This window comes from Hydrogenophaga bisanensis (assembly GCF_042665135.1).
Taxonomy (GTDB): domain Bacteria; phylum Pseudomonadota; class Gammaproteobacteria; order Burkholderiales; family Burkholderiaceae_C; genus Hydrogenophaga; species Hydrogenophaga bisanensis.
Window position 1 is genome coordinate 207126 of record NZ_JBHTBX010000004.1, and the last position, 19467, is coordinate 226592.

General features: G+C 63.8%; 17 protein-coding genes. 14 read left to right on the top strand and 3 right to left on the bottom strand.

What is annotated here, in order from left to right; genetic code table 11:
- Window positions 1-36 precede the first annotated feature (36 nt).
- The 14 genes from rseP (at window position 37) to ACFQNJ_RS08035 (ending at window position 15271) form a co-directional block, all read left to right on the top strand.
- Window positions 37-1401, top strand: a complete 1365-nt coding sequence (gene rseP, locus ACFQNJ_RS07970; protein WP_382255799.1) for an RIP metalloprotease RseP — start codon at window positions 37-39, stop codon at window positions 1399-1401.
- Window positions 1402-1414: 13 nt separating this feature from the next.
- On the top strand, window positions 1415-3715 hold the full coding sequence (gene bamA, locus ACFQNJ_RS07975; protein WP_374640483.1) for an outer membrane protein assembly factor BamA: 2301 nt from the start codon (window positions 1415-1417) through the stop codon (window positions 3713-3715).
- A 59-nt stretch (window positions 3716-3774) separates the two neighbouring features.
- The gene (locus ACFQNJ_RS07980; protein WP_374640542.1) at window positions 3775-4233 is read left to right on the top strand and encodes an OmpH/Skp family outer membrane protein; all 459 of its coding nucleotides are present in this window, start codon (window positions 3775-3777) and stop codon (window positions 4231-4233) included.
- 12 nt (window positions 4234-4245) lie between these two features.
- On the top strand, window positions 4246-5298 hold the full coding sequence (gene lpxD / locus ACFQNJ_RS07985) for a UDP-3-O-(3-hydroxymyristoyl)glucosamine N-acyltransferase (protein WP_382255802.1): 1053 nt from the start codon (window positions 4246-4248) through the stop codon (window positions 5296-5298).
- The gene (gene fabZ, locus ACFQNJ_RS07990) at window positions 5295-5735 is read left to right on the top strand and encodes a 3-hydroxyacyl-ACP dehydratase FabZ (protein WP_374640485.1); all 441 of its coding nucleotides are present in this window, start codon (window positions 5295-5297) and stop codon (window positions 5733-5735) included. Before lpxD ends, fabZ begins: the two co-directional genes overlap by 4 nt.
- A gap of 16 nt (window positions 5736-5751) precedes the next feature.
- Window positions 5752-6546, top strand: coding sequence for an acyl-ACP--UDP-N-acetylglucosamine O-acyltransferase (gene lpxA, locus ACFQNJ_RS07995; RefSeq protein WP_382255805.1), 795 nt, complete (start codon window positions 5752-5754; stop codon window positions 6544-6546).
- Window positions 6546-7697, top strand: coding sequence for a lipid-A-disaccharide synthase (gene lpxB / locus ACFQNJ_RS08000; RefSeq protein WP_382255808.1), 1152 nt, complete (start codon window positions 6546-6548; stop codon window positions 7695-7697). The genes lpxA and lpxB overlap by 1 nt, the downstream gene beginning before the upstream one ends.
- Window positions 7669-8298 (top strand): ribonuclease HII, encoded by a 630-nt coding sequence (rnhB, locus tag ACFQNJ_RS08005; protein WP_382255811.1) that lies wholly within the window; start codon window positions 7669-7671, stop codon window positions 8296-8298. The genes lpxB and rnhB overlap by 29 nt, the downstream gene beginning before the upstream one ends.
- Window positions 8295-9077, top strand: coding sequence for a TrmH family RNA methyltransferase (locus ACFQNJ_RS08010; RefSeq protein WP_382255814.1), 783 nt, complete (start codon window positions 8295-8297; stop codon window positions 9075-9077). Before rnhB ends, ACFQNJ_RS08010 begins: the two co-directional genes overlap by 4 nt.
- A 229-nt stretch (window positions 9078-9306) precedes the next feature.
- Window positions 9307-10467 carry a glutamine-hydrolyzing carbamoyl-phosphate synthase small subunit gene (carA, locus tag ACFQNJ_RS08015; protein ID WP_382255817.1) on the top strand — a complete coding sequence of 387 codons (1161 nt, stop codon included), beginning with the start codon at window positions 9307-9309 and terminating at the stop codon, window positions 10465-10467.
- Between the two features lie 14 nt (window positions 10468-10481).
- Window positions 10482-10844 carry a hypothetical protein gene (locus ACFQNJ_RS08020; protein WP_382255819.1) on the top strand — a complete coding sequence of 121 codons (363 nt, stop codon included), beginning with the start codon at window positions 10482-10484 and terminating at the stop codon, window positions 10842-10844.
- A 27-nt stretch (window positions 10845-10871) separates the two neighbouring features.
- Window positions 10872-14156, top strand: coding sequence for a carbamoyl-phosphate synthase large subunit (carB, locus tag ACFQNJ_RS08025; RefSeq protein ID WP_382255821.1), 3285 nt, complete (start codon window positions 10872-10874; stop codon window positions 14154-14156).
- A gap of 156 nt (window positions 14157-14312) precedes the next feature.
- Window positions 14313-14789 (top strand): transcription elongation factor GreA, encoded by a 477-nt coding sequence (greA, locus tag ACFQNJ_RS08030; protein ID WP_374640493.1) that lies wholly within the window; start codon window positions 14313-14315, stop codon window positions 14787-14789.
- Window positions 14790-14794: 5 nt separating this feature from the next.
- Window positions 14795-15271 carry a DUF4149 domain-containing protein gene (locus tag ACFQNJ_RS08035; protein WP_382255824.1) on the top strand — a complete coding sequence of 159 codons (477 nt, stop codon included), beginning with the start codon at window positions 14795-14797 and terminating at the stop codon, window positions 15269-15271.
- Window positions 15272-15274: 3 nt separating this feature from the next.
- On the opposite strand, the gene folD is transcribed toward ACFQNJ_RS08035, so the two are convergent.
- The 3 genes from folD to ACFQNJ_RS08050 form a co-directional block, all read right to left on the bottom strand.
- Window positions 15275-16132: a bifunctional methylenetetrahydrofolate dehydrogenase/methenyltetrahydrofolate cyclohydrolase FolD gene (gene folD / locus ACFQNJ_RS08040; protein WP_382255827.1), complete on the bottom strand. Its 858-nt coding sequence runs from the start codon at window positions 16130-16132 to the stop codon at window positions 15275-15277.
- Window positions 16133-16202: 70 nt separating this feature from the next.
- Entirely contained in the window at window positions 16203-16829 is a 627-nt protein-coding gene (locus ACFQNJ_RS08045) for a response regulator transcription factor (RefSeq protein ID WP_374640497.1), read from the bottom strand.
- On the bottom strand, window positions 16826-19384 hold the full coding sequence (locus tag ACFQNJ_RS08050; RefSeq protein WP_382255829.1) for a PAS domain-containing sensor histidine kinase: 2559 nt from the start codon (window positions 19382-19384) through the stop codon (window positions 16826-16828). Before ACFQNJ_RS08050 ends, ACFQNJ_RS08045 begins: the two co-directional genes overlap by 4 nt.
- Between the last annotated feature and the right edge of the window lie 83 nt (window positions 19385-19467).

Sequence of the window (19467 nt, forward strand, 5' to 3'; positions counted from 1 at the left end):
CGTGCATCGTCGACGGATCCTCTGGAGCGAAATCGCATGACGACAGTGATTGCATTTGTGGTGGCCCTGGGCCTGCTCATCGCCATTCACGAGTATGGCCATTACCGCATGGCCCTGGCCTGCGGGGTCAAGGTGCTGCGGTTCTCGATCGGTTTCGGCAAGCCGCTGTTCACCTGGCGTCGTCCGGGCAGTCCGACCGAGTTCGTCATTGGTGCTTTGCCCCTGGGCGGGTATGTGCGCATGCTCGATGAGCGTGAAGCGCCAGTCGATGCTGCGGAAAGGCATCTTGCTTTCAATACCCAGCCTTTGCGTTCCAGGGCGGCCATTGTGGCGGCTGGGCCGCTGGCCAACCTGGCGCTTGCTGTCCTGCTGTACGCGCTGGTCAACTGGTGGGGCGTTCAGGAGCCGGAGCCGGTGCTGGCCAAGCCGGTGGCTGGCTCGATGGCAGAGCGGGCCGGTCTGACTGGCGGAGAGTGGGTCGGCCGGATTTCCGCCGGCGAGGGCGTCGATGTGGAGGTCCGCTCCTTCGAAGATCTGCGCTGGCGCCTGACCCAGGCCGCTCTGGACGGTGAGGATATCGTGCTGTCGCTCGGGCGGCCCGAACAAGGCGTGCCCCGGCAGGTGCGTCTTCCCTTGTCTGGCCTGGATGTGAAGGAGGCGGACGCGACGATGTATCAGCGCATCGGCATCGTTGCGCCCTGGAGCGCTCCCGAGATTGGGCAGGTCATGGCCGACGGCGCCGCTTCACGGGCCGGACTCCAGCCGGGCGATATCGTGCGTCAGGTCAACGGACAGCGTATTTCCGACGGGCAGCAGTTGCGCCAGCTGATTCGGGAGTCGGTCGGCACGGAAGGGCAGCCCGTGAGCCAGCGCTGGGAGGTCCTGCGCGCCGGACAGGTCCTGACACTGGAAGTGACGCCCATGCCGGAGCAGCGGGACGGTACCTGGGTCGGACGCGTGGGCGCCTATGTGGGTGCCATGCCGGCGATGATCACCGTTCAGCATGGTCCCTGGGAGGGACTTGCCCGGGCAGTGGACCACACCTGGGAGGTGTCCTGGCTGACCCTGAAGATGATGGGGCGGATGCTGATCGGCGAAGCGTCCATCAAAAACATCAGCGGACCGCTGACCATTGCCGAATACGCCGGCAAGTCGGCCAGCATGGGCCTGACGCAGTACGTGGTCTTTCTGGCGCTGATCAGCGTCAGTCTGGGGGTGCTGAACCTTCTGCCGCTGCCGGTCCTCGATGGTGGACACCTGATGTATTATCTTTGGGAGGGTTTGACCGGACGAGCAGTCTCTGACGTCTGGCTCGATCGCCTTCAGCGCGGAGGCGTCGCCATTCTGATGGCGCTCATGGCTGTCGCCCTGTTCAACGACGTGGCCCGATTGGCGGGCTGACCACACCTGATCCATGAAAACAATCAAAAAAGGGCTGCGCGGCCTGACCCTGTCTACCTTGGCTGCCAGTCTGCTGGCCGCCTTGCCCGCCTGGGCCGTGAATCCGTTCACCTTGCGCGATATCCGGGTGGAGGGCCTGCAGCGGGTCGAACCCGGTACGGTCTTCGCTTCATTGCCGTTTCGTATTGGTGATCAGTACAACGACGACAAGGGCGCGGCGGCCATCCGTTCCCTGTTCGGCCTGGGCCTGTTCAGTGATGTCCGACTGCAGGTGACCGACGATGTGCTGGTGATTCTGGTCGAAGAGCGCCCCACCGTGGCCGACCTGAGTTTTTCCGGCATCAAGGAATTTGACGAGGAAGTGCTCAAGAAGGCGCTTCGCGATGTGGGCCTGACCGAAGGTCGACCGTTCGACAAGGCCCTGGCCGATCGCGCCGAGCAGGAGCTCAAGCGGCAGTACATCAACCGCAGCATGTACGCCGCGCAGGTGGTGACCACGGTCACTCCCACGGACCGCAACCGCGTCAGCCTCAACTTCAGTGTCACCGAGGGCGATGTCGCCAAGATCCGCGACATCCGCATCGTGGGCAACCAGGCCTTCCCGGAAAGCACCCTGCGTGGCCTGTTCGATCTGGACACCGGCGGCTGGCTCAGCTGGTACACCAAGTCCGACCGCTACTCCCGGGCGAAGCTCAACGCCGACCTGGAGACCCTGCGTTCGTACTACCTCACCCGCGGATATCTCGAATTCAAGATCGACTCCACCCAGGTGGCGATCTCGCCGGACAAGCAGGAGATGTCGGTCACCATCAACATCACCGAGGGCAACCGCTTCGTGGTGTCTTCTGTGGCGCTCGAAGGTGAGTACCTCGGCAAGGAAGAAGAGTTCAAGTCCCAGATTGCCATCCGGGCGGGCGAGGCCTACAACGCCGAGGACGTGTCCACGACGGTCAAGCGTTTTACGGATTATTTTGGCTCCTTCGGCTATGCATTCGCGCAAGTGGAAGCGGTGCCCTCCATCGACCGCGTCAACAACCAGGTGGCCTTCACCTTGCGCGCCCAGCCGGCTCGTCGCGTCTATGTCCGCCGGATCAACGTGGTGGGGAACAACCGCACGCGGGACGAAGTCATCCGCCGCGAGTTCCGCCAGTTCGAGTCCGCCTGGTACGACAGCGACCGCATCCGCCTGTCACGTGACCGGATCGACCGCCTGGGTTTCTTCACGCAGGTGGGCATCGACACCGAACCGGTGCCGGGCACCAATGATCAGGTCGATCTGACGGTCACGGTGGCCGAGCGGCCCACCGGCAACCTGTCCATCGGTGCCGGTTACTCGCAGGCGGACAAGCTGTCCTTCATCGCGAGCATCAACGTCGAGAACGTGTTCGGTACCGGCAACTACCTGGGTCTGGATGTGAACACGAGCGACTTCAACAAGCAGTTCGTGCTGAGCACCACCGATCCCTACTTCACGCAGGACGGTGTGTCGCGCACCTTCGACCTCTACTACAAGACCACCCGTCCGTACGACGCACAGGGCGGTGACTACGAGATCAAGAAGCCAGGCATCGGCATCCGGTTTGGTGTGCCATTCACCGAGCGGGACACCGTGTATTTCGGTATTGGCGCCGAGCGCGTGACGGTGGTGGAAGGCAACGAGCTGCCTGAGGCTTACCTGGACCAGGGGGGCACCTACCTGCCGGCAACCATTGGCTGGTCGCGCGATGAGCGCGACAGCGCCCTGGTGCCGACCGAGGGCCGGTATCAGCGGTTCAACACCGAGTTCGGCCTCAGCAGCGAACGCCGGTATGCCAAGCTGAGCTACCAGTTCCAGCAGTACATTCCCCTGACCAAGCAGTACACCTTCGCCTTCAACACCGAAGTTGGCTTGGGTAAAGGCCTGGGCGGCAAGGACTTCCCGGTCCTGCGCAACTTCTATGGTGGTGGTTTGGGTTCCGTGCGCGGTTTCGAGCAGGGCACCCTGGGCCCGACCTCCGCCGTCCTGGGGTCCACCACGGGCGAGCGCGTGAGTGTCGGTGGCGCGAAGAATCTCGTCTTCAACGCCGAGTTCATCGCCCCCTTCCCTGGTGCGGGCAACGACCGCACCCTGCGCTGGTTCTTCTTCACGGATGCCGGCAATGTGTACGGCGAGAACGATTCTTTTGAATTCTCCAAGCTCCGCGCCTCTGCCGGTGTGGGCATCAGCTGGATCTCGCCGATCGGTCCCCTTCGTTTTGCTTACGCCACCCCGATACGAAAGTTCGACGGGGATAAAATCCAGAAATTCCAGTTTCAGATCGGAACCTCGTTTTGATGAAGATGTCCTTGCAATCCTGGGTCAAGCCCGCCGCCGTCCTGGCGCTGGCCGCCCTGATGGCAACCGGCGCTGCCGCACAAGGCGCGAAGATCGGTGCCGTGAATGTCGACCGTATCCTGCGCGACTCGACGCCCGCCAAAGCCGCCACGGCCAAGCTGGAGCAGGAGTTCTCCAAGCGCGAGAAGGAGCTGCAGACCCTGGCCGCACAGGTCAAGTCGGCATCGGAAAAGCTCGAGCGTGAAGCGCCGACGCTGCCGGAAAGCCAGCGTGTGTCCCGCCAGCGCCAACTCGTGGATCAGGACCGCGAGCTCCAGCGCAAGCAGCGCGAGTTCCAGGAAGACCTGTCACTGCGTCGCAATGAGGGTCTGCAGCAGGTGCTCGAGAAGGTCAACCGCGTGCTCAAGCAGGTTGCGGAGAACGAGAAGTACGACCTGATCGTACAGGAAGCTGCCTACATCAATCCGAAGCTCGATATCACCGACAAGGTGATCGAGGCTTTGAACAACGCCAAGTAAACCGGAGTCGCCTTGTCCACAACCTTGGGCGCCATCGTTGATGCCCTGGGTGGGCAGCTGACAGGCGATCCGTCGACGCCCGTTCATCGTCTTGCTCCGCTGGCGACGGCGGCAGAGGGTGATCTGGCGTTTGTGGCCCACGTCAGGTATCTCTCCCAAGTGCACAGCACCCGGGCGGGTGCCCTGATCGTCGGCCATCCGCTGGCTCAGGCGGCCGCCGGGCGAGGCGCCTGCATCGTCGCCGACGATCCGTATCACTATTTCGCTCGGCTGACGCAATGGTGGCGCAGGCTTCACGAGCCCGAAGCGCTTGCCGTTGTGCATCCGAGCGCGGTGATTGATCCGTCTGCCCGGCTGGGAGTGGGTGTATTTGTCGGACCCTACGCGGTGATCGAGGCCAACGTCGAGGTCGGCGATGGCGCTGTCATTGGAGCGCACTGCGTCCTCGGACGCGATGTCCGGATCGGTTCGCAGACCCGCCTGGCCCCGAGGGTCACAGTCGCCGCTGGCTGCTCGATCGGTGAGCGCTGCATCCTGCACAGCGGTGTGGTGATTGGCGCCGATGGTTTTGGTTTTGCCCCCCATCAGGGGCGGTGGGTCAAGATTGAACAGCTCGGCGCGGTACACATCGGCCATGATGTGGAGATCGGTGCCAACACCTGTGTCGACCGGGGTGCCCTGGATGACACCGTGATCGGTGATGGAGTCAAACTCGACAACCTCATCCAGATCGGACACAACGTCAGGATCGGCGCGAACACCGCCATGGCCGGTTGTGTGGGCGTGGCGGGCAGTGCCGAGATCGGCGCGGGATGCACCGTCGGCGGTGGCGCTGTCGTGCTCGGTCACCTGAGTCTGGCCGACGGGGTCCATGTGTCTGCCGCCTCGGTCGTGACGCGGTCGATCCGCGAGCCGGGCCAGTACACTGGCATGTTTCCCATCGATGACAATGCCTCGTGGGAAAAGAATGCCGCTTCCCTGAAACAGCTCAACCGGCTGCGCGAACGCCTGAAGGCGGTCGAGCAGGCCATTGCACAAGCCCAACACAAGAAGACCGAGTCATGATGGACATCCACCAGATCCTCAAGCAACTGCCGCACCGCTATCCCATCCTGCTGGTGGATCGGGTGCTGGAGGTGGAGAAGGGCAAACGCATCGTTGCCCTGAAGAATGTGACCATCAACGAGCCGCAGTTCAACGGCCACTTCCCTCATCGTCCGGTGTTTCCGGGGGTCTACATGCTCGAAGCCATGGCCCAGTCGGCGGCGCTGCTGGCCTTTGCGACCCTGGAAGTCACCCCTGACGACAACACGGTGTACTACTTCGCCGGTATCGACGGGGCCCGCTTCAAGCGGCCGGTGGAGCCAGGCGATCAGCTCGTGATGGAAGTGACGCTCGAGCGCATGAAGGCGGGCATCTTCAAGTTCAAGGGTACCTCGCGCGTGGGCGACGAGGTGGCCTGTGAAGCCGAACTGATGTGCACGATGCGCACGATCGCCTGACGCGCGGAGTCCGCTCATGGCGAACATCCATCCCACCGCCGTGGTGGATCCGGCGGCAGAGCTCGACGCCTCGGTGTCGATCGGTCCCTACACGGTCATCGGCCCTCATGTGAAGGTTGGCGCCGGAACGACCATCGGTGCCCATTGCGTGATCGAAGGTCACACCACGATTGGCCGCGACAACCGGATTTTCCAGTTCAACTCGCTGGGCGCGATCCCGCAGGACAAGAAGTACGCGGGTGAACCCTGTGAACTGATCATCGGCGACCGCAACACCATCCGGGAGTTCTGCACCTTCAACATCGGATCACCCGGTGACCTGGGCAAGACGGTGGTCGGTGATGACAACTGGATCATGGCCTACGTCCACCTGGCGCACGATTGCGTGGTGGGCAACAAGACCATCTTTGCCAACAACTCCCAGCTCGCGGGGCATGTGCAGGTAGGCGACTGGGTGATTCTGGGCGGATTCACCGTCGTTCACCAGTTTGTGCGCATCGGTGACCATGCCATGACAGCCATGTGCTCGCTGCTGTTTGCCGATCTGCCGCCTTTCGTGATGTGCCAGGGCCAGCCAGCGCAGGCACGCTCCATGAACTTCGAAGGCCTGCGCCGCCGCGGTTTCTCGGCCGAGCGCATCGCGGTGGTCAAGCGCATGCACAAGGCGCTGTATCGCGATGACCTGACGCTGGATCTGGCGCGGCAGCGCATCGGTGGGCTTGCCGCCGAGGTTCCTGAGGCCCAGCAGGATGTTGATCTGATGGCAGGCTTCCTTGACCAGGTGAACCCGCAACGCGGAATCGTTCGCTGATGACCACGGCAGACCCGCGCCTCCTTGCGCTGGTGGCCGGGGAGGCCTCCGGTGATCTGCTGGGCAGCCTGTTGCTGCGGGGCTTGAAGGCACGCTGGCCCGCACTGCGGTCGATGGGCGTCGGCGGGCCGAGGCTGTCGGAGCAGGGGTTCGACGCCTGGTGGCCCTCCGACCGTCTGGCGGTCAGGGGCTATATCGAGGTGCTTCCCCGTTTGCGCGAGTTGCTGCGCATCCGGCGTGAGCTCGGTGACCGTCTGTTGGGGGCGGAGCGCCCGGATGTGTTCATCGGGGTGGATGCCCCCGACTTCAATCTGGATCTGGAGGTGCGTCTGCGCTCTTCCGGGATACCCACGGTGCACTTCGTCTGTCCGTCCATCTGGGCCTGGCGACCGGAAAAAGTGCTCAAGCTCAAGGCGGCGGCAGAGCACGTCCTGTGCCTTTTCCCGTTTGAGCCAGCCTTGCTGGCAGAACACGGTATTGCCGCCACGTTTGTCGGACATCCCCTGGCATCGGTGATTCCCATGGAGCCTGATCAAGGGGCGGCCCGTCGGCGGCTGGGACTGACACCGGAGGGGCCGCTGGTGGCCATCCTGCCGGGCAGCCGTGCCGATGAAGTCCGCTATCTGGCGGATCGTTTCTTGCGCGCCGCTGTGCTGCTGCGTGCTCGTCGTCCTGATCTACGGTTCGTCATTCCGGCGGCCCCTGGTCTGAAGGATCGGATTGACGCGATCGCTGCAGCGCACCCGCTGGGCGGAGCGTTGACCGTGGTGGCCGGGCAATCACACGATGTGCTGTGCGCGTGCGACCTCACCCTGATCGCCAGTGGGACGGCGACCCTGGAGGCGGCGCTGTTCAAGCGGCCGATGGTCATCGCCTACAACATGCACTGGCTGTCGTGGCAGATGATGCGCCGCAAGCGTCTGCAGCCCTGGGTTGGTTTGCCCAACATTTTGGCGCGGGACTTCGTGGTGCCTGAGCTGCTGCAGGATGCGGCGACGCCCGAGGCGCTGGCGGATGCCGCATTGGTGTGGCTGGAAGAGCCTGCGAAAATGCAGGCTGTACAGGCACGGTTCACCGAACTCCATCACAGCCTGAAACGCGACACCGTGCAACTGGCGACCGATGCGATCGAAAAAATTCTTGCGCCCTGAGCAGGCCAGCCTGGCCTGGGACAGTCCCGGGCTGTTGGCGGGCGTCGACGAGGCTGGCCGGGGTCCCCTGGCGGGTCCGGTGGTGGCCGCTGCCGTGATCCTTGACGACATGGCCCCCATCAAGGGACTGGCCGATTCCAAGAAGCTGACGGAGCGGCAGCGTGAGCGTCTGTACGACGAGATCCGTGCCAAGGCACTGTGTTGCAGTGTGGCCCAGGCTTCCGTGTCCGAGATCGATTCGCTCAATATCCTTCAGGCCACCATGTTGGCGATGCGCCGTGCGGTCCAGGGTCTGAGGCTCAAGCCGGTCAAGGTGCTGGTCGATGGCAACCGGCTTCCTTCCCTGGATGTGATGGCCGAGGCCGTGGTGGGCGGGGATGCACTGGTGCCCGCCATTTCGGCGGCGTCGATCCTGGCCAAGGTGACCCGTGACCGCTTGCTCATGGAATTGCACGAACGGCATCCGGACTACGGGTTTGACCGCCACAAGGGCTACGGCACGGCGCAACATCTCGAAGCCCTGCGACGCCTGGGCCCCTTGCCGGAGCACCGGCGTACGTTTTCACCCGTGGCGCAATGCCTTGGCCGGGAGGCGGCATGAGCGACCCTCAGTACATCTCTTCCCGTGACAACGCCCTGATCAAGCGCTTGCGGCAACTGGCCCAGGACAGCACCGCCTATCGCAAACAAGGCCAGGTCTGGCTGGAAGGTGACCACCTGTGTCGCGCCTTGCTGGCCCGGGGCGGGCGCCCCGAGCTGGCCGTGTTCACCGAGGAGGGGTGGTCGGTGGCCACGGATGAGCTCCGGGCGGCCTGCGAGCGGATCGTGGTGGTGCCTGATCATCTGATGCAGGGCATCAGTGGACTCGAGTCGGCGGCGCACATGGGCTTTGTGATGGGCCTGCCATCCGCGCCGCAAGTGCAGGGGCAAGTCGCGACCGTGGTGCTGGACCGCTTGCAGGATGCCGGCAATGTGGGCTCCATTCTCCGCAGTGCCGGCGCCTTCGGCTTTCGCCAGGTGCTGGCACTCAAGGGCACCGCGGCGCTTTGGTCACCCAAAGTGGTCCGGGCGGGCATGGGTGCGCATTTCGGTATGCACCTGGTCGAGGGGCTGTCGCTGTCTGATCTCGAGGCCCTGAAGGTACCGTTGCTGGTCACGAGTTCGCATCGCGGAAATTGGCTGCACCGGACGACCTTGCCCTGGCCCTGCGCCTGGGTGATGGGGCACGAAGGGCAGGGCGTCAGTGCCGACCTGGAGGCAAGGGCTGGCCTGCATGTGCGCATCGCGCAGCCCGGTGGGGAGGAGTCCCTGAACGTGGCCGCCGCCGCCGCCATCTGCCTTCATGCCAGTGCGGTGACCGGCCCATCTTTGCCGGACTGAATCGATTCTGCGATACGGGACATCATTCAGGGTAATCCCTCGGGCTATAATTTCAAGGTTTACCCGCAATCGGCGCACCCTGCTTGCGTCCGCCCCGGTGTGCAGGCATCAACGCCTCGCGCCACTCTCCCGTCGACCGGCTTTCCGGTCCACCGGGTGCACGGATTCCAGCGGATCCGGCAGAGCCCCGGCGGGCGTGGGTGCGCCCCATCATCATCTGGAGAACACCGTGCTTCCCGTCCACCCGAAAGCCATCCTCGCGCTCGCAGACGGCACGGTCTTTACCGGCATTTCCATCGGTGCCACTGGCCAGACCACCGGCGAGGTCGTGTTCAACACCTCCATCACCGGCTACCAGGAAATCCTCACCGATCCGAGCTATTGCCAGCAGATCGTCACGCTCACCTATCCGCACATCGGCAACACCGGTGTGAACCGTGAAGACGTGGAAGCCGGCCGCATCCATGCGGCCGGCCTGATCATCAAAGACCTGCCACTTCTGGCCTCCAATTTCCGCAGCGAAGAGTCCCTGTCGCAGTACCTGCAGCGTGAAGGCACGGTGGCCATTGCCGACCTGGACACCCGTGCGCTGACGCGTCTGCTGCGCACCAAGGGTGCCCAGAACGGTTGCATCCTGGCCCTGCCCGCCGGCGAAGCCATCAACGACACGCACCGGGCCCAGGCCATCGCGGCAGCTCAGGCGGCTCCCAGCATGTCTGGTCAGGATCTGGCGCAGGTGGTCAGCAGTGCTGATCCCTATGCCTGGACGCAGACCGAATGGCAACTGGGTTTCGGCTACGGTGAGCAGATTGCGCCCAAGTTCCACGTCGTGGCCTACGACTTCGGTGTGAAGAAGAACATCCTGCGCATGCTGGCCCAGCGCGGGTGCAAGATCACCGTGGTGCCGGCCAAGACGCCGGCGGCGGATGTGTTCAAGCTCAAGCCGAACGGCGTGTTCCTCTCCAATGGCCCTGGCGATCCGCAGCCTTGCGATTACGCCATCGCTGCCGCACGCGAGATCATCGACAGCGGTTTGCCCACCTTCGGCATCTGCCTCGGGCACCAGATCATGGCCCTGGCCTCGGGCGCCAAGACTTTCAAGATGAAGTTCGGCCACCACGGTGCCAACCACCCGGTCAAGGATCTGGACAGCGGACGAGTGAGCATCACCAGCCAGAACCACGGCTTTGCGGTTGACGAGAGTTCGCTGCCGGCCAACCTTCGTGCCACCCACGTCAGTCTCTTTGACGGGACGCTGCAAGGATTGGCGCGCACCGACAAGCCGGCGTTCTGCTTCCAGGGACACCCGGAAGCTTCTCCCGGTCCCCACGATATTGGCTATCTGTTCGACCGCTTCATCGGTCTGATGCAGGACCGAGCCAGCGCCTGAGCAGGAACCACTGCATGAAGCTCTTCAGCTTTCCCGTCTTCGCCATCGAGAAAGCCATCGCCAAGCGAATGCTGACGCTGGACCCGCCGCACAAGGATTGGTTCGCTCAGCGGTGGGCGCAGAAGCCCTACCGCAAGGCCTTCATCGAGAACAAGGCCATGCCCCTGGTGACCTTGCTGGCCAAGGGAAAAACCTGGGACGACGAGACCTTCAATGCGGAACTGGCTGCCTGGAACGCGCCGTTCTACCCGGCCGAAGCCGAGGTGCTGCGTCCCATCATCGAAGGCGACGGCCTGCTGCAGCTGATGCAGAAAAACGTGCCGGCAGAGCGCATCCAGGCTCTGCTGACCCAACTGGACAAACTGCGCCAGGCCTGACCTGACGCCACGCCACGAGCGAACGCCATGCCCAAACGTACAGACATACAGACCGTCCTCATCATCGGTGCCGGCCCCATCATCATCGGCCAGGCCTGCGAGTTCGACTACTCGGGCGTACAGGCCTGCAAGGCCTTGCGCGAAGAGGGCTACAAGGTGGTGCTGATCAACAGCAACCCGGCCACCATCATGACAGACCCGGCCACGGCCGATGTGACGTACATCGAGCCGATCACCTGGCAGACGGTCGAGAAGATCATCGCCAAGGAACGCCCCAACTGCCCGGGTGGCTTTGCCATTCTCCCCACCATGGGTGGGCAGACCGCACTGAACTGCGCACTGGATCTGTGGCGCAATGGCGTGCTGGCCAAGTACGACGTGGAGCTGATCGGCGCCACGCCTGAAGCCATCGACAAGGCCGAGGACCGTCTGAAGTTCAAGGACGCCATGACCAAGATCGGTCTGGGCTCGGCGCGCTCTGGCATTGCCCACAGCATGGAAGAGGCCTGGGCGGTGCAGAAGATGACCGGCTTCCCGACCGTGATCCGCCCCAGCTTCACCTTGGGTGGCACCGGCGGCGGTATCGCCTACAACCCGGAAGAGTTCGAGACCATCTGCAAGCGCGGCCTGGAAGCCTCGCCGACCAACGAACTGCTGATCGAGGAATCGCTGCTCGGCTGGAAAGAGTACGAGATGGAAGTGGTGCGCGACAAGGCGGACAACTGCATCATCGTCTGCTCGATCGAGAACCTGGACCCGATGGGCGTGCACACCGGTGATTCGATCACCGTGGCGCCGGCGCAGACGCTGACCGACAAGGAATACCAGATCCTGCGCAATGCCTCGCTGGCGGTGCTGCGCGAGATCGGCGTGGACACCGGCGGATCCAACGTGCAGTTCTCCATCAACCCGAAGGACGGCCGCATGGTCGTCATCGAGATGAACCCACGCGTGAGCCGTTCCTCGGCCCTGGCGTCCAAGGCCACCGGCTTCCCCATTGCCAAGGTCGCGGCCAAGCTGGCGGTGGGCTACACGCTGGACGAATTGCGCAACGAGATCACCGGCGGCGCCACGCCCGCGTCCTTCGAGCCCTCGATCGACTACGTGGTCACCAAGATCCCGCGTTTCGCCTTCGAGAAGTTCCCCACCGCCGACAGTCGCCTGACCACCCAGATGAAGTCGGTGGGTGAGGTGATGGCCATGGGCCGTACCTTCCAGGAGTCGTTCCAGAAAGCCCTGCGCGGTCTGGAAGTCGGCGTGGACGGTATGAACGAGAAGACCCAGGACCGCGAGACCCTGGAGCGCGAGCTGGGTGAACCCGGCCCCGAGCGCATCTGGTACGTGGGCGATGCCTTCGCGGCCGGCTGGTCGGTGGACGAGGTGCACCAGTTCACCAAGATCGACAAGTGGTTCCTGATTCAGATCGAGGAAATCATCAAGCTCGAGATGGCCATGGACAAGCTGGTGGCCGAGAAGGGTGAGGGCGCGCTGGCCAGCCTGGACGCCGACACGCTGCGTGGTCTGAAGAAAAAAGGCTTCTCCGACCGCCGCCTGGCCAAGCTGCTGGCCACGACCGACACCGCCGTGCGCGAACGCCGCAAGGCGTTGAACGTGCGCCCGGTCTACAAGCGGGTGGACACCTGCGCGGCCGAATTCGCCACCGACACCGCCTACCTGTATTCCACCTACGAAGGTCATGGTGACGGCGAGTGCGAGGCCGAACCGACCAACAAGAGGAAGATCATGGTGCTCGGTGGCGGCCCCAACCGCATCGGCCAGGGCATCGAGTTTGACTACTGCTGCGTGCACGCCGCACTGGCCATGCGCGAAGACGGGTACGAGACCATCATGGTCAACTGCAACCCGGAAACCGTGTCCACCGACTACGACACCAGCGACCGCCTGTACTTCGAGCCGCTGACGCTGGAAGACGTGCTGGAGATCGTCGACAAGGAGAAGCCGGTCGGCGTCATTGTTCAGTACGGCGGACAGACGCCCCTGAAGCTGGCACTGGGCCTGGAGGCCAATGGCGTGCCCATCATCGGCACCACGCCGGACATGATCGACGCGGCCGAGGACCGTGAGCGCTTCCAGAAACTGCTGCACGACCTGGGCCTGCGTCAGCCGCCCAACGCCACTGCCCGCACTGAGGCGGAGGCGCTGGAGAAAGCCGCAGCCTTGGGCTATCCGCTGGTGGTGCGCCCGAGCTACGTGCTGGGCGGCCGTGCGATGGAGATCGTGCATGAGCAGCGTGACCTCGAGCGCTACATGCGCGAAGCGGTCAAGGTGAGCAACGATTCGCCGGTGCTGCTGGACCGCTTCCTCAACGACGCCATCGAGTGCGATGTGGACGCCGTGCGTGACAGCGCCGGCCGCGTGTTCATCGGTGGTGTCATGGAGCACATCGAACAGGCGGGCGTGCACTCCGGTGACTCGGCCTGCTCACTGCCGCCCTACTACCTGTCCAAGGCCACGATCGACGAGCTCAAGCGTCAGACCGCGGCCATGGCCCAGGGCCTGAACGTGGTGGGCCTGATGAACGTTCAGTTCGCGATCCAGGAGAAGGAAGAGAACGGCGTCAAGACCGACGTGATCTTCGTGCTCGAAGTCAACCCGCGCGCTTCGCGCACGGTGCCCTTCGTCTCCAAGGCCACCGGCATCCAGCTGGCCAAGGTGGCGGCGCGCTGCATGGCCGGCCAGACGCTGGACCAGCAGGGCATCGGTGCCGAAGTCAATCCGCCGTACTTCAGCGTCAAGGAAGCTGTGTTCCCGTTCGTCAAGTTCCCGGGTGTGGACACCATCCTCGGTCCCGAGATGAAGTCCACCGGCGAGGTGATGGGCGTGGGCAAGACCTTCGGTGAGGCGTTCGTCAAGAGCCAGCTGGGCGCAGGCACCAAGCTGCCCAAGTCGGGCAAGGTGTTCCTGACCGTCAAGAACGGTGACAAACCCCGCGCCGTCGAGGTGGCTCGCCAGCTGGTGGCCCTGGGCTTTGAACTGGTGGCCACGCGTGGCACCGCCGCGGCCATCGCCGAGGCCGGCGTGCCGGTCCAGACGGTGAACAAGGTCACCGAAGGTCGCCCGCACATCGTGGACATGATCAAGAACAACGAGATCGCACTCGTGATCAACACGGTCGAGGAGCGCCGCAACGCCATCGCCGATTCACGCGCGATCCGGACGTCGGCGCTGCTTGCCCGTGTGACCACGTTTACCACCATCGCTGGTGCGGAAGCGGCCGTCGAAGGCATGCAGCATGTGGACACGCTGGGGGTCATTTCGGTGCAGGAGATGCACGCCGAGCTTTCGGTCTGATCGCTTCCGCCCCACAAGGGCAATCCCTGACTGCCTGGCCCGGTGGGCGAGGCGGTTTCAGGGCATAATGCCGACAACGAAGCCGCCGACCGGAAACGATCGGCGGTTTGCTTTTTGTCGAATGCCACAGGGCGAACAGATTCAGGAGACCAGCGAATGGCCACCTTTCCCATCACCAAGCGCGGTGCCGAGCAACTCAAGGCAGAGCTGCACAAACTCAAGACCGTTGAGCGCCCCGGCGTGATTCAGGCGATTGCCGACGCACGGGCCCAGGGGGATCTCAGCGAGAACGCGGACTATGACGCGGCCAAGGAGCGTCAGGGCTTCATTGAAGGCCGCATCGCCGAAATCGAGGGCAAGCTCTCGGCGGCCCAGGTCATCGATCCCGCAGCCGTGGATGCGGGTGGCCGTGTGGTCTTCGGCGCCACGGTGGACCTGGAGGACGAGGACTCCGGCAATGCCGTCACGTACCAGATCGTCGGAGAAGATGAGGCCGATCTCAAGCTGGGTCTGATCAACATCAGCAGCCCGATTGCTCGCGCGCTCATCGGCAAGGAAGAGGGCGATGTGGCCGAGGTACAAGCGCCGGGCGGTGTGCGCCGTTACGAGATCGTGGCCGTTCGCTACGAGTGACTTTCATGCAGCGGCTGGCGATCTTCATGGCGGCCCTCTGGTGGGGCGGCATCACGGGGGTGAGCTTCATGGCCGTCCCCACGCTGTTTGCCAAACTCGGCAGTCCTGCGGTGGCGGGGCCGGTCGCCGCCCAGCTGTTTTCGTTCCAGTGCTACGCTGGCCTGGTGATCGGCATCGGGCTTCTGATGCTGCTCAGGCAGGAACGTGCGCTGGCGCATTTTCGTGCAGCTGATGCGACGGCCGAAAACGCCGGCAGGGATGTGGATCGCATGCAGCGCAGCCTGGGCACCATGGGCTTCGTGCTGCTGGGCATGCTGCTGGCGCTGGTGCAGGAGTTTGGCGTGGCCCAGAAGATCGTCACCGCTCGCGCCAGCGGTGGCGATCTCCGGTTCTGGCACGGCCTGGGCAGCGTGCTGGTCCTGGCCCAGTGGCTGTGTGCCGGCGCGGTGCTGTGGCGTCTGAGCCGCCGCGCGCCAGCCTGAGGATCAAGCGGCAGCAGCCCGGCGCTCCGCCGATTCCAGTGTGTTGACCATCAGCATGGTGATGGTCATGGGGCCCACGCCGCCAGGCACTGGCGTGATCCAGCCCGCCACCTCCTTGACCCCCGCGAAATCGACATCACCGCACAGTTTGCCTTCGTCGTTGCGATTCATGCCCACGTCGATGACGACTGCTCCCGGTTTGACCATGTCGGCCGTGAGTACGTTGCGTTTGCCCACGGCCGCCACGATCACGTCGGCCTGCAGCGTCTGGGCCTTCAGGTCCCGGGTGGCGCTGTGGCAGATGGTCACGGTGGCGTTCTTCTGAAGCAGCATCAGCGCCATGGGTTTGCCGACGATGTTGCTTCGACCGATGACCACGGCGTGCTTGCCACGCAGGTCGTAATTGATCGACTCGAGCATCTTCATGCAGCCATAAGGCGTGCACGGCCAGAATCCGGGCATGCCGGTCATCAGAGCGCCGGCGCTGGCGATGTGAAAGCCGTCGACATCCTTCTCGGGTGAGATGGCCTCGATCACCTTCTGGGCGTCGATGTGATCGGGCAGAGGCAGTTGCACCAGAATGCCGTGAATACTGTCATCGTGGTTCAGTGCCTCGACCCTGGACAGCAGTTCGGCCTCTGTCATGGTGGCCGGGTACTGCTCCAGCACCGAATGCATGCCGGTGTCATGGCAGGCCTTGACCTTGTTGCGCACGTAGACCTGGCTGGCCGGGTTGTCGCCGACCAGAATCACGGCGAGGCCGGGCGTGTGACCCCTGGCCCTCAGGGCCGCGGCGCGGTGGGTGACTTCTTCGCGAAGCTGGCGGGAGAGGGCGTTGCCGTCGATGAGTGCAGCGGTCATAGCGGTCCTGGTCGTTCGTTGAAAGCACAACGCCCGCCGGTTGGGCGGGCGTCGATGGTGGCGTTCGGGATCAGATCTTGGCGGTGGTCTGCCCCAGGGCAATCTTCAGCAGGTCAGCCACGGTGTTGGCTCCGAGCTTTTCCATGATGTTGGCACGGTGGGCCTCGACGGTCTTGATGCTGATGCCCAAGTCATCAGCGATCTGCTTGTTCAGGCGACCGGCGACGATGCGCTCAAGCACCTGCGCCTCGCGGCCGGTCAGCTTCGACAGCAGTGCGTCGCGGCTGGCAGCCTGCTGGTGAACGGCAAAGGCATCCTTGGCTTTCTCCAGCATCCGCTCCACCAGCGCGAGCAACTGGTCTTCCTTGAAGGGCTTCTGGATGAAGTCGAGGGCGCCTTTCTTCATGGACTCGACGGCCATGGGCACGTCGCCGTGTCCTGTAATGAAGACGATGGGCAGAGGAGATTGCCGCTCCAGCAGGCGCTCCTGCAATTCCATGCCGGTCATGCCACCCATGCGGATGTCGGCAATCAGGCAGGCCACTTCGCGGGCGTCGTAGCGACTGAGGAAGGCCTCGGCCGACTCGAAACAGCGAACCCGGTAGTCCTTGCCTTCAAGTAGCCACTGGAGGGAGTCACGGACGGCCTCGTCGTCGTCAACCACATAGACGGTGCCTTTTTTGGGAATCAAACTCATCTCGCTCTTTCTGTGTCCGAAGGGCGCGCTGGCTCGGGGGCCGTTTCACCCGCTTCCGGCCGGAGTCTGGAGTTCACGGGAATCCAGAAACTGAAGCAGCATCCGACCACCTCGTCCCCATTGTAGAGGTTCTCCACGCGGATCCGACCGTGGTGGGACTCGACAATGCTGCGACAGAGCTTGAGTCCGATGCCCATGCCTTCGCTCTTGGTGCTGTAGAACGCTTCGTAGATGCGCTCGATCATCTCCGGCGGAACGCCTTTGCCGGAGTCGCGCACCGAGAAGAGGACGACATCCTGCTCTTCCTCACGGGCAGGCGCCACACGCAGTTCCACCGTGCGGTAGCCCGTCGGTCGTCCGGCCTGGATGATGGCTTCGCCCGCGTTCTTGAGCAGGTTGATCAGCACCTGCTCGATCAGGATCGGATCGACCATGAGCGGCGGCAGGCGCGCCGCCACGTACGGCGTCAGCCGCACCTGCTGGCGTCGCAGCTCGATGTCGGCCAGTTCGATGGCGTTGCTCACCATGACGGCGACATCAGACAGGCTGGGATTGGGCTCGCTGCGTTTGACGAAGGCCTTGATGCGCTGGATGATCTGCCCCGCGCGCTGGGCCTGCCGGGCCGTCTTGTCCAGCGCCATGAGCAGATCCTCCTGGCTGATGCGGCTTTCCTGCACCCGCGAGATCATGCCGTTGCAGTAGTTGCTGATGGCGGTCAGCGGCTGGTTGAGTTCGTGGGCGACGCTGGAGGCCATTTCGCCCATGGTGATCAGGCGGCTGGCGGTTTGTGCGCGTTCGGTCTGGCGGGCGGCCTGTTCTTCGGCGTTTCGCCGAACCGTGATGTCGCTGGCGATCACCATCTGTGCCAGACGTCCGTCCACCCAGGTGAGGTAACGCGTGCGAACCTCCAGCCAGCGTCCGAGTTCAGGCACGAACACCTCGGCGTTCTCTGAGCCGGCGTCGGTCAGGCTGTCGGTCGGCATGCCGGCAAAGGCATCCACGGCATCGCCATCGTCGGCCGCCGGACCGGGTTGGTTGCCTGCCAGTTCCACCAGTTCGCGGTGGCCTTGTCCGCGGGTGCCGAACCACAGTCGGTACATCTTGTTGGCGAACAGCATTTCGTCACTGCCCAGCGGCGCCACGGAAACGGCGGAATCCAGGGACTCCAGCACGGTGGTAAACCGCTCATAGGAGGCCGAGAGCTCCTCGCGGATCCGCTTGGGTTCGGTGATGTCCGTCATGGAGGTCATCCAGCCCGTCTGTTGGCCATTGGGGTCCACCAGGGGCGAGACGTACATCCGGGCATCGAAGATGCTGCCATCGCGCCGCTTGACGCGAACCTCAAAGCCACCGGGGGTCGATCGACCGTTGAGCTCATCTTCCAGCCTGGCGGTCAGCAACTCCTGATCCTCGTCCGGCCAGTAGGGGAACGGGGCAGTCCGGCCGACCAGTTCCGCCTCGGTCCAGCCGGTCATCGAGCAGAACGCCGGGTTGACATAGGTGATCCGACCCTGCATGTCCAGCGCGCGCATGCCGGTCAGCATGGAGTTCTCCATGGCGCGGCGGAAGTTGGTCTCGGCCACCAGGGCCTGTTGTGCCTGGACACGGCGTCGGGTGTGTCGCCAGGTGCCCAGCAGCATCCAGACCGTCAACGCGCTCAGGGCACCCACCACCCAGAAAAACCCGGTCCCGACAATGTCCTTGGACGTGCGGTAGCCCTGAGCCTTGAGGATGAGTCCGTTGCCCACCGGTGACACGGGGACGGCATGTTCAAGCGGCTGGTCTGACCAGGGCAGCAGCCGCAGTACGGAGTTGGGCGACTGCAGGCTGCCGGCCAGCACCCGATCACGATCATCCATCAAGGCCACGGCATATCGGGCCATGACTTCCGGTGGGATGCCAAAGCGCAGGAGCCCGTCGATGGAGTACTCACCCATGACCGTCCCTGCAAAACGGCCCTGTGCGGTCAGTGGAACCTGGACGATGAGCGATGGAATGGCCCCGTCTTCGGCCAATGGTCGGGAGTAGACCGGCTGGCTGAGATCACGCGCCAGTTCAAAGGAGCCATCGGTCTCGCTGACGGTCAGCGTCGAGCCGGGCAGCCGCTGCATTCGCGCCGGGGCGCTGGGTGAAGCGTGTACCGCGATCACGTTGCGACGGGCGTCAATCCAGGAAATGGCCTGCAGTTCGGGGAACTGGCTCACGAGCGCGTCGGCCTGGAACTCGAACTCGGATGCCTCGATGGCTCTGTCCGAGATCTCCCGGGCCACCCGCATCAGTTGCTCCTGTCTCTCCAGCAGGCGCAGCCTGAGGCGCTGCTGGGCGTATTCGACATCCCGGGTCACCGCTTCCTGTTCCCGGTCGAGCTCCTCCAGCCGCAGATAAGTGATCGCCACGGCGATGGCCAGCAGAAACAGCAGGACGGCCAGGAGGGGAGCCAGGGTGGCAAAGCGGTCCTGACGTGCGGGTGGCAGCCGGCGCCACCAGCGTTTCCACCAGTGCCGGCTCTCCGCGTTTTGGACCAAGGTAGTTGAGGGGGGACGCTCGGCGTTCATTGAACTGAAGTCTACGTGAGGAGGTGGTGTGCAATCCCGGTTTAAATATCACTATATAAAATCAATAAGCATATGTTGAAAAC

Bases quoted from the DNA above. Each gene is read 5' to 3' on its own strand.
- rseP (WP_382255799.1), top strand. From the start codon at position 37: ATGACGACAGTGATTGCATTTGTGGTGGCCCTGGGCCTGCTCATCGCC.
- bamA (WP_374640483.1), top strand. From the start codon at position 1,415: ATGAAAACAATCAAAAAAGGGCTGCGCGGCCTGACCCTGTCTACCTTG.
- ACFQNJ_RS07980 (WP_374640542.1), top strand. From the start codon at position 3,775: ATGGCAACCGGCGCTGCCGCACAAGGCGCGAAGATCGGTGCCGTGAAT.
- fabZ (WP_374640485.1), top strand. From the start codon at position 5,295: ATGATGGACATCCACCAGATCCTCAAGCAACTGCCGCACCGCTATCCC.
- lpxA (WP_382255805.1), top strand. From the start codon at position 5,752: ATGGCGAACATCCATCCCACCGCCGTGGTGGATCCGGCGGCAGAGCTC.
- lpxB (WP_382255808.1), top strand. From the start codon at position 6,546: ATGACCACGGCAGACCCGCGCCTCCTTGCGCTGGTGGCCGGGGAGGCC.
- rnhB (WP_382255811.1), top strand. From the start codon at position 7,669: ATGCGATCGAAAAAATTCTTGCGCCCTGAGCAGGCCAGCCTGGCCTGG.
- ACFQNJ_RS08010 (WP_382255814.1), top strand. From the start codon at position 8,295: ATGAGCGACCCTCAGTACATCTCTTCCCGTGACAACGCCCTGATCAAG.
- ACFQNJ_RS08020 (WP_382255819.1), top strand. From the start codon at position 10,482: ATGAAGCTCTTCAGCTTTCCCGTCTTCGCCATCGAGAAAGCCATCGCC.
- carB (WP_382255821.1), top strand. From the start codon at position 10,872: ATGCCCAAACGTACAGACATACAGACCGTCCTCATCATCGGTGCCGGC.
- greA (WP_374640493.1), top strand. From the start codon at position 14,313: ATGGCCACCTTTCCCATCACCAAGCGCGGTGCCGAGCAACTCAAGGCA.
- ACFQNJ_RS08035 (WP_382255824.1), top strand. From the start codon at position 14,795: ATGCAGCGGCTGGCGATCTTCATGGCGGCCCTCTGGTGGGGCGGCATC.
- folD (WP_382255827.1), bottom strand. From the start codon at position 16,132: ATGACCGCTGCACTCATCGACGGCAACGCCCTCTCCCGCCAGCTTCGC.
- ACFQNJ_RS08045 (WP_374640497.1), bottom strand. From the start codon at position 16,829: ATGAGTTTGATTCCCAAAAAAGGCACCGTCTATGTGGTTGACGACGAC.
- ACFQNJ_RS08050 (WP_382255829.1), bottom strand. From the start codon at position 19,384: ATGAACGCCGAGCGTCCCCCCTCAACTACCTTGGTCCAAAACGCGGAG.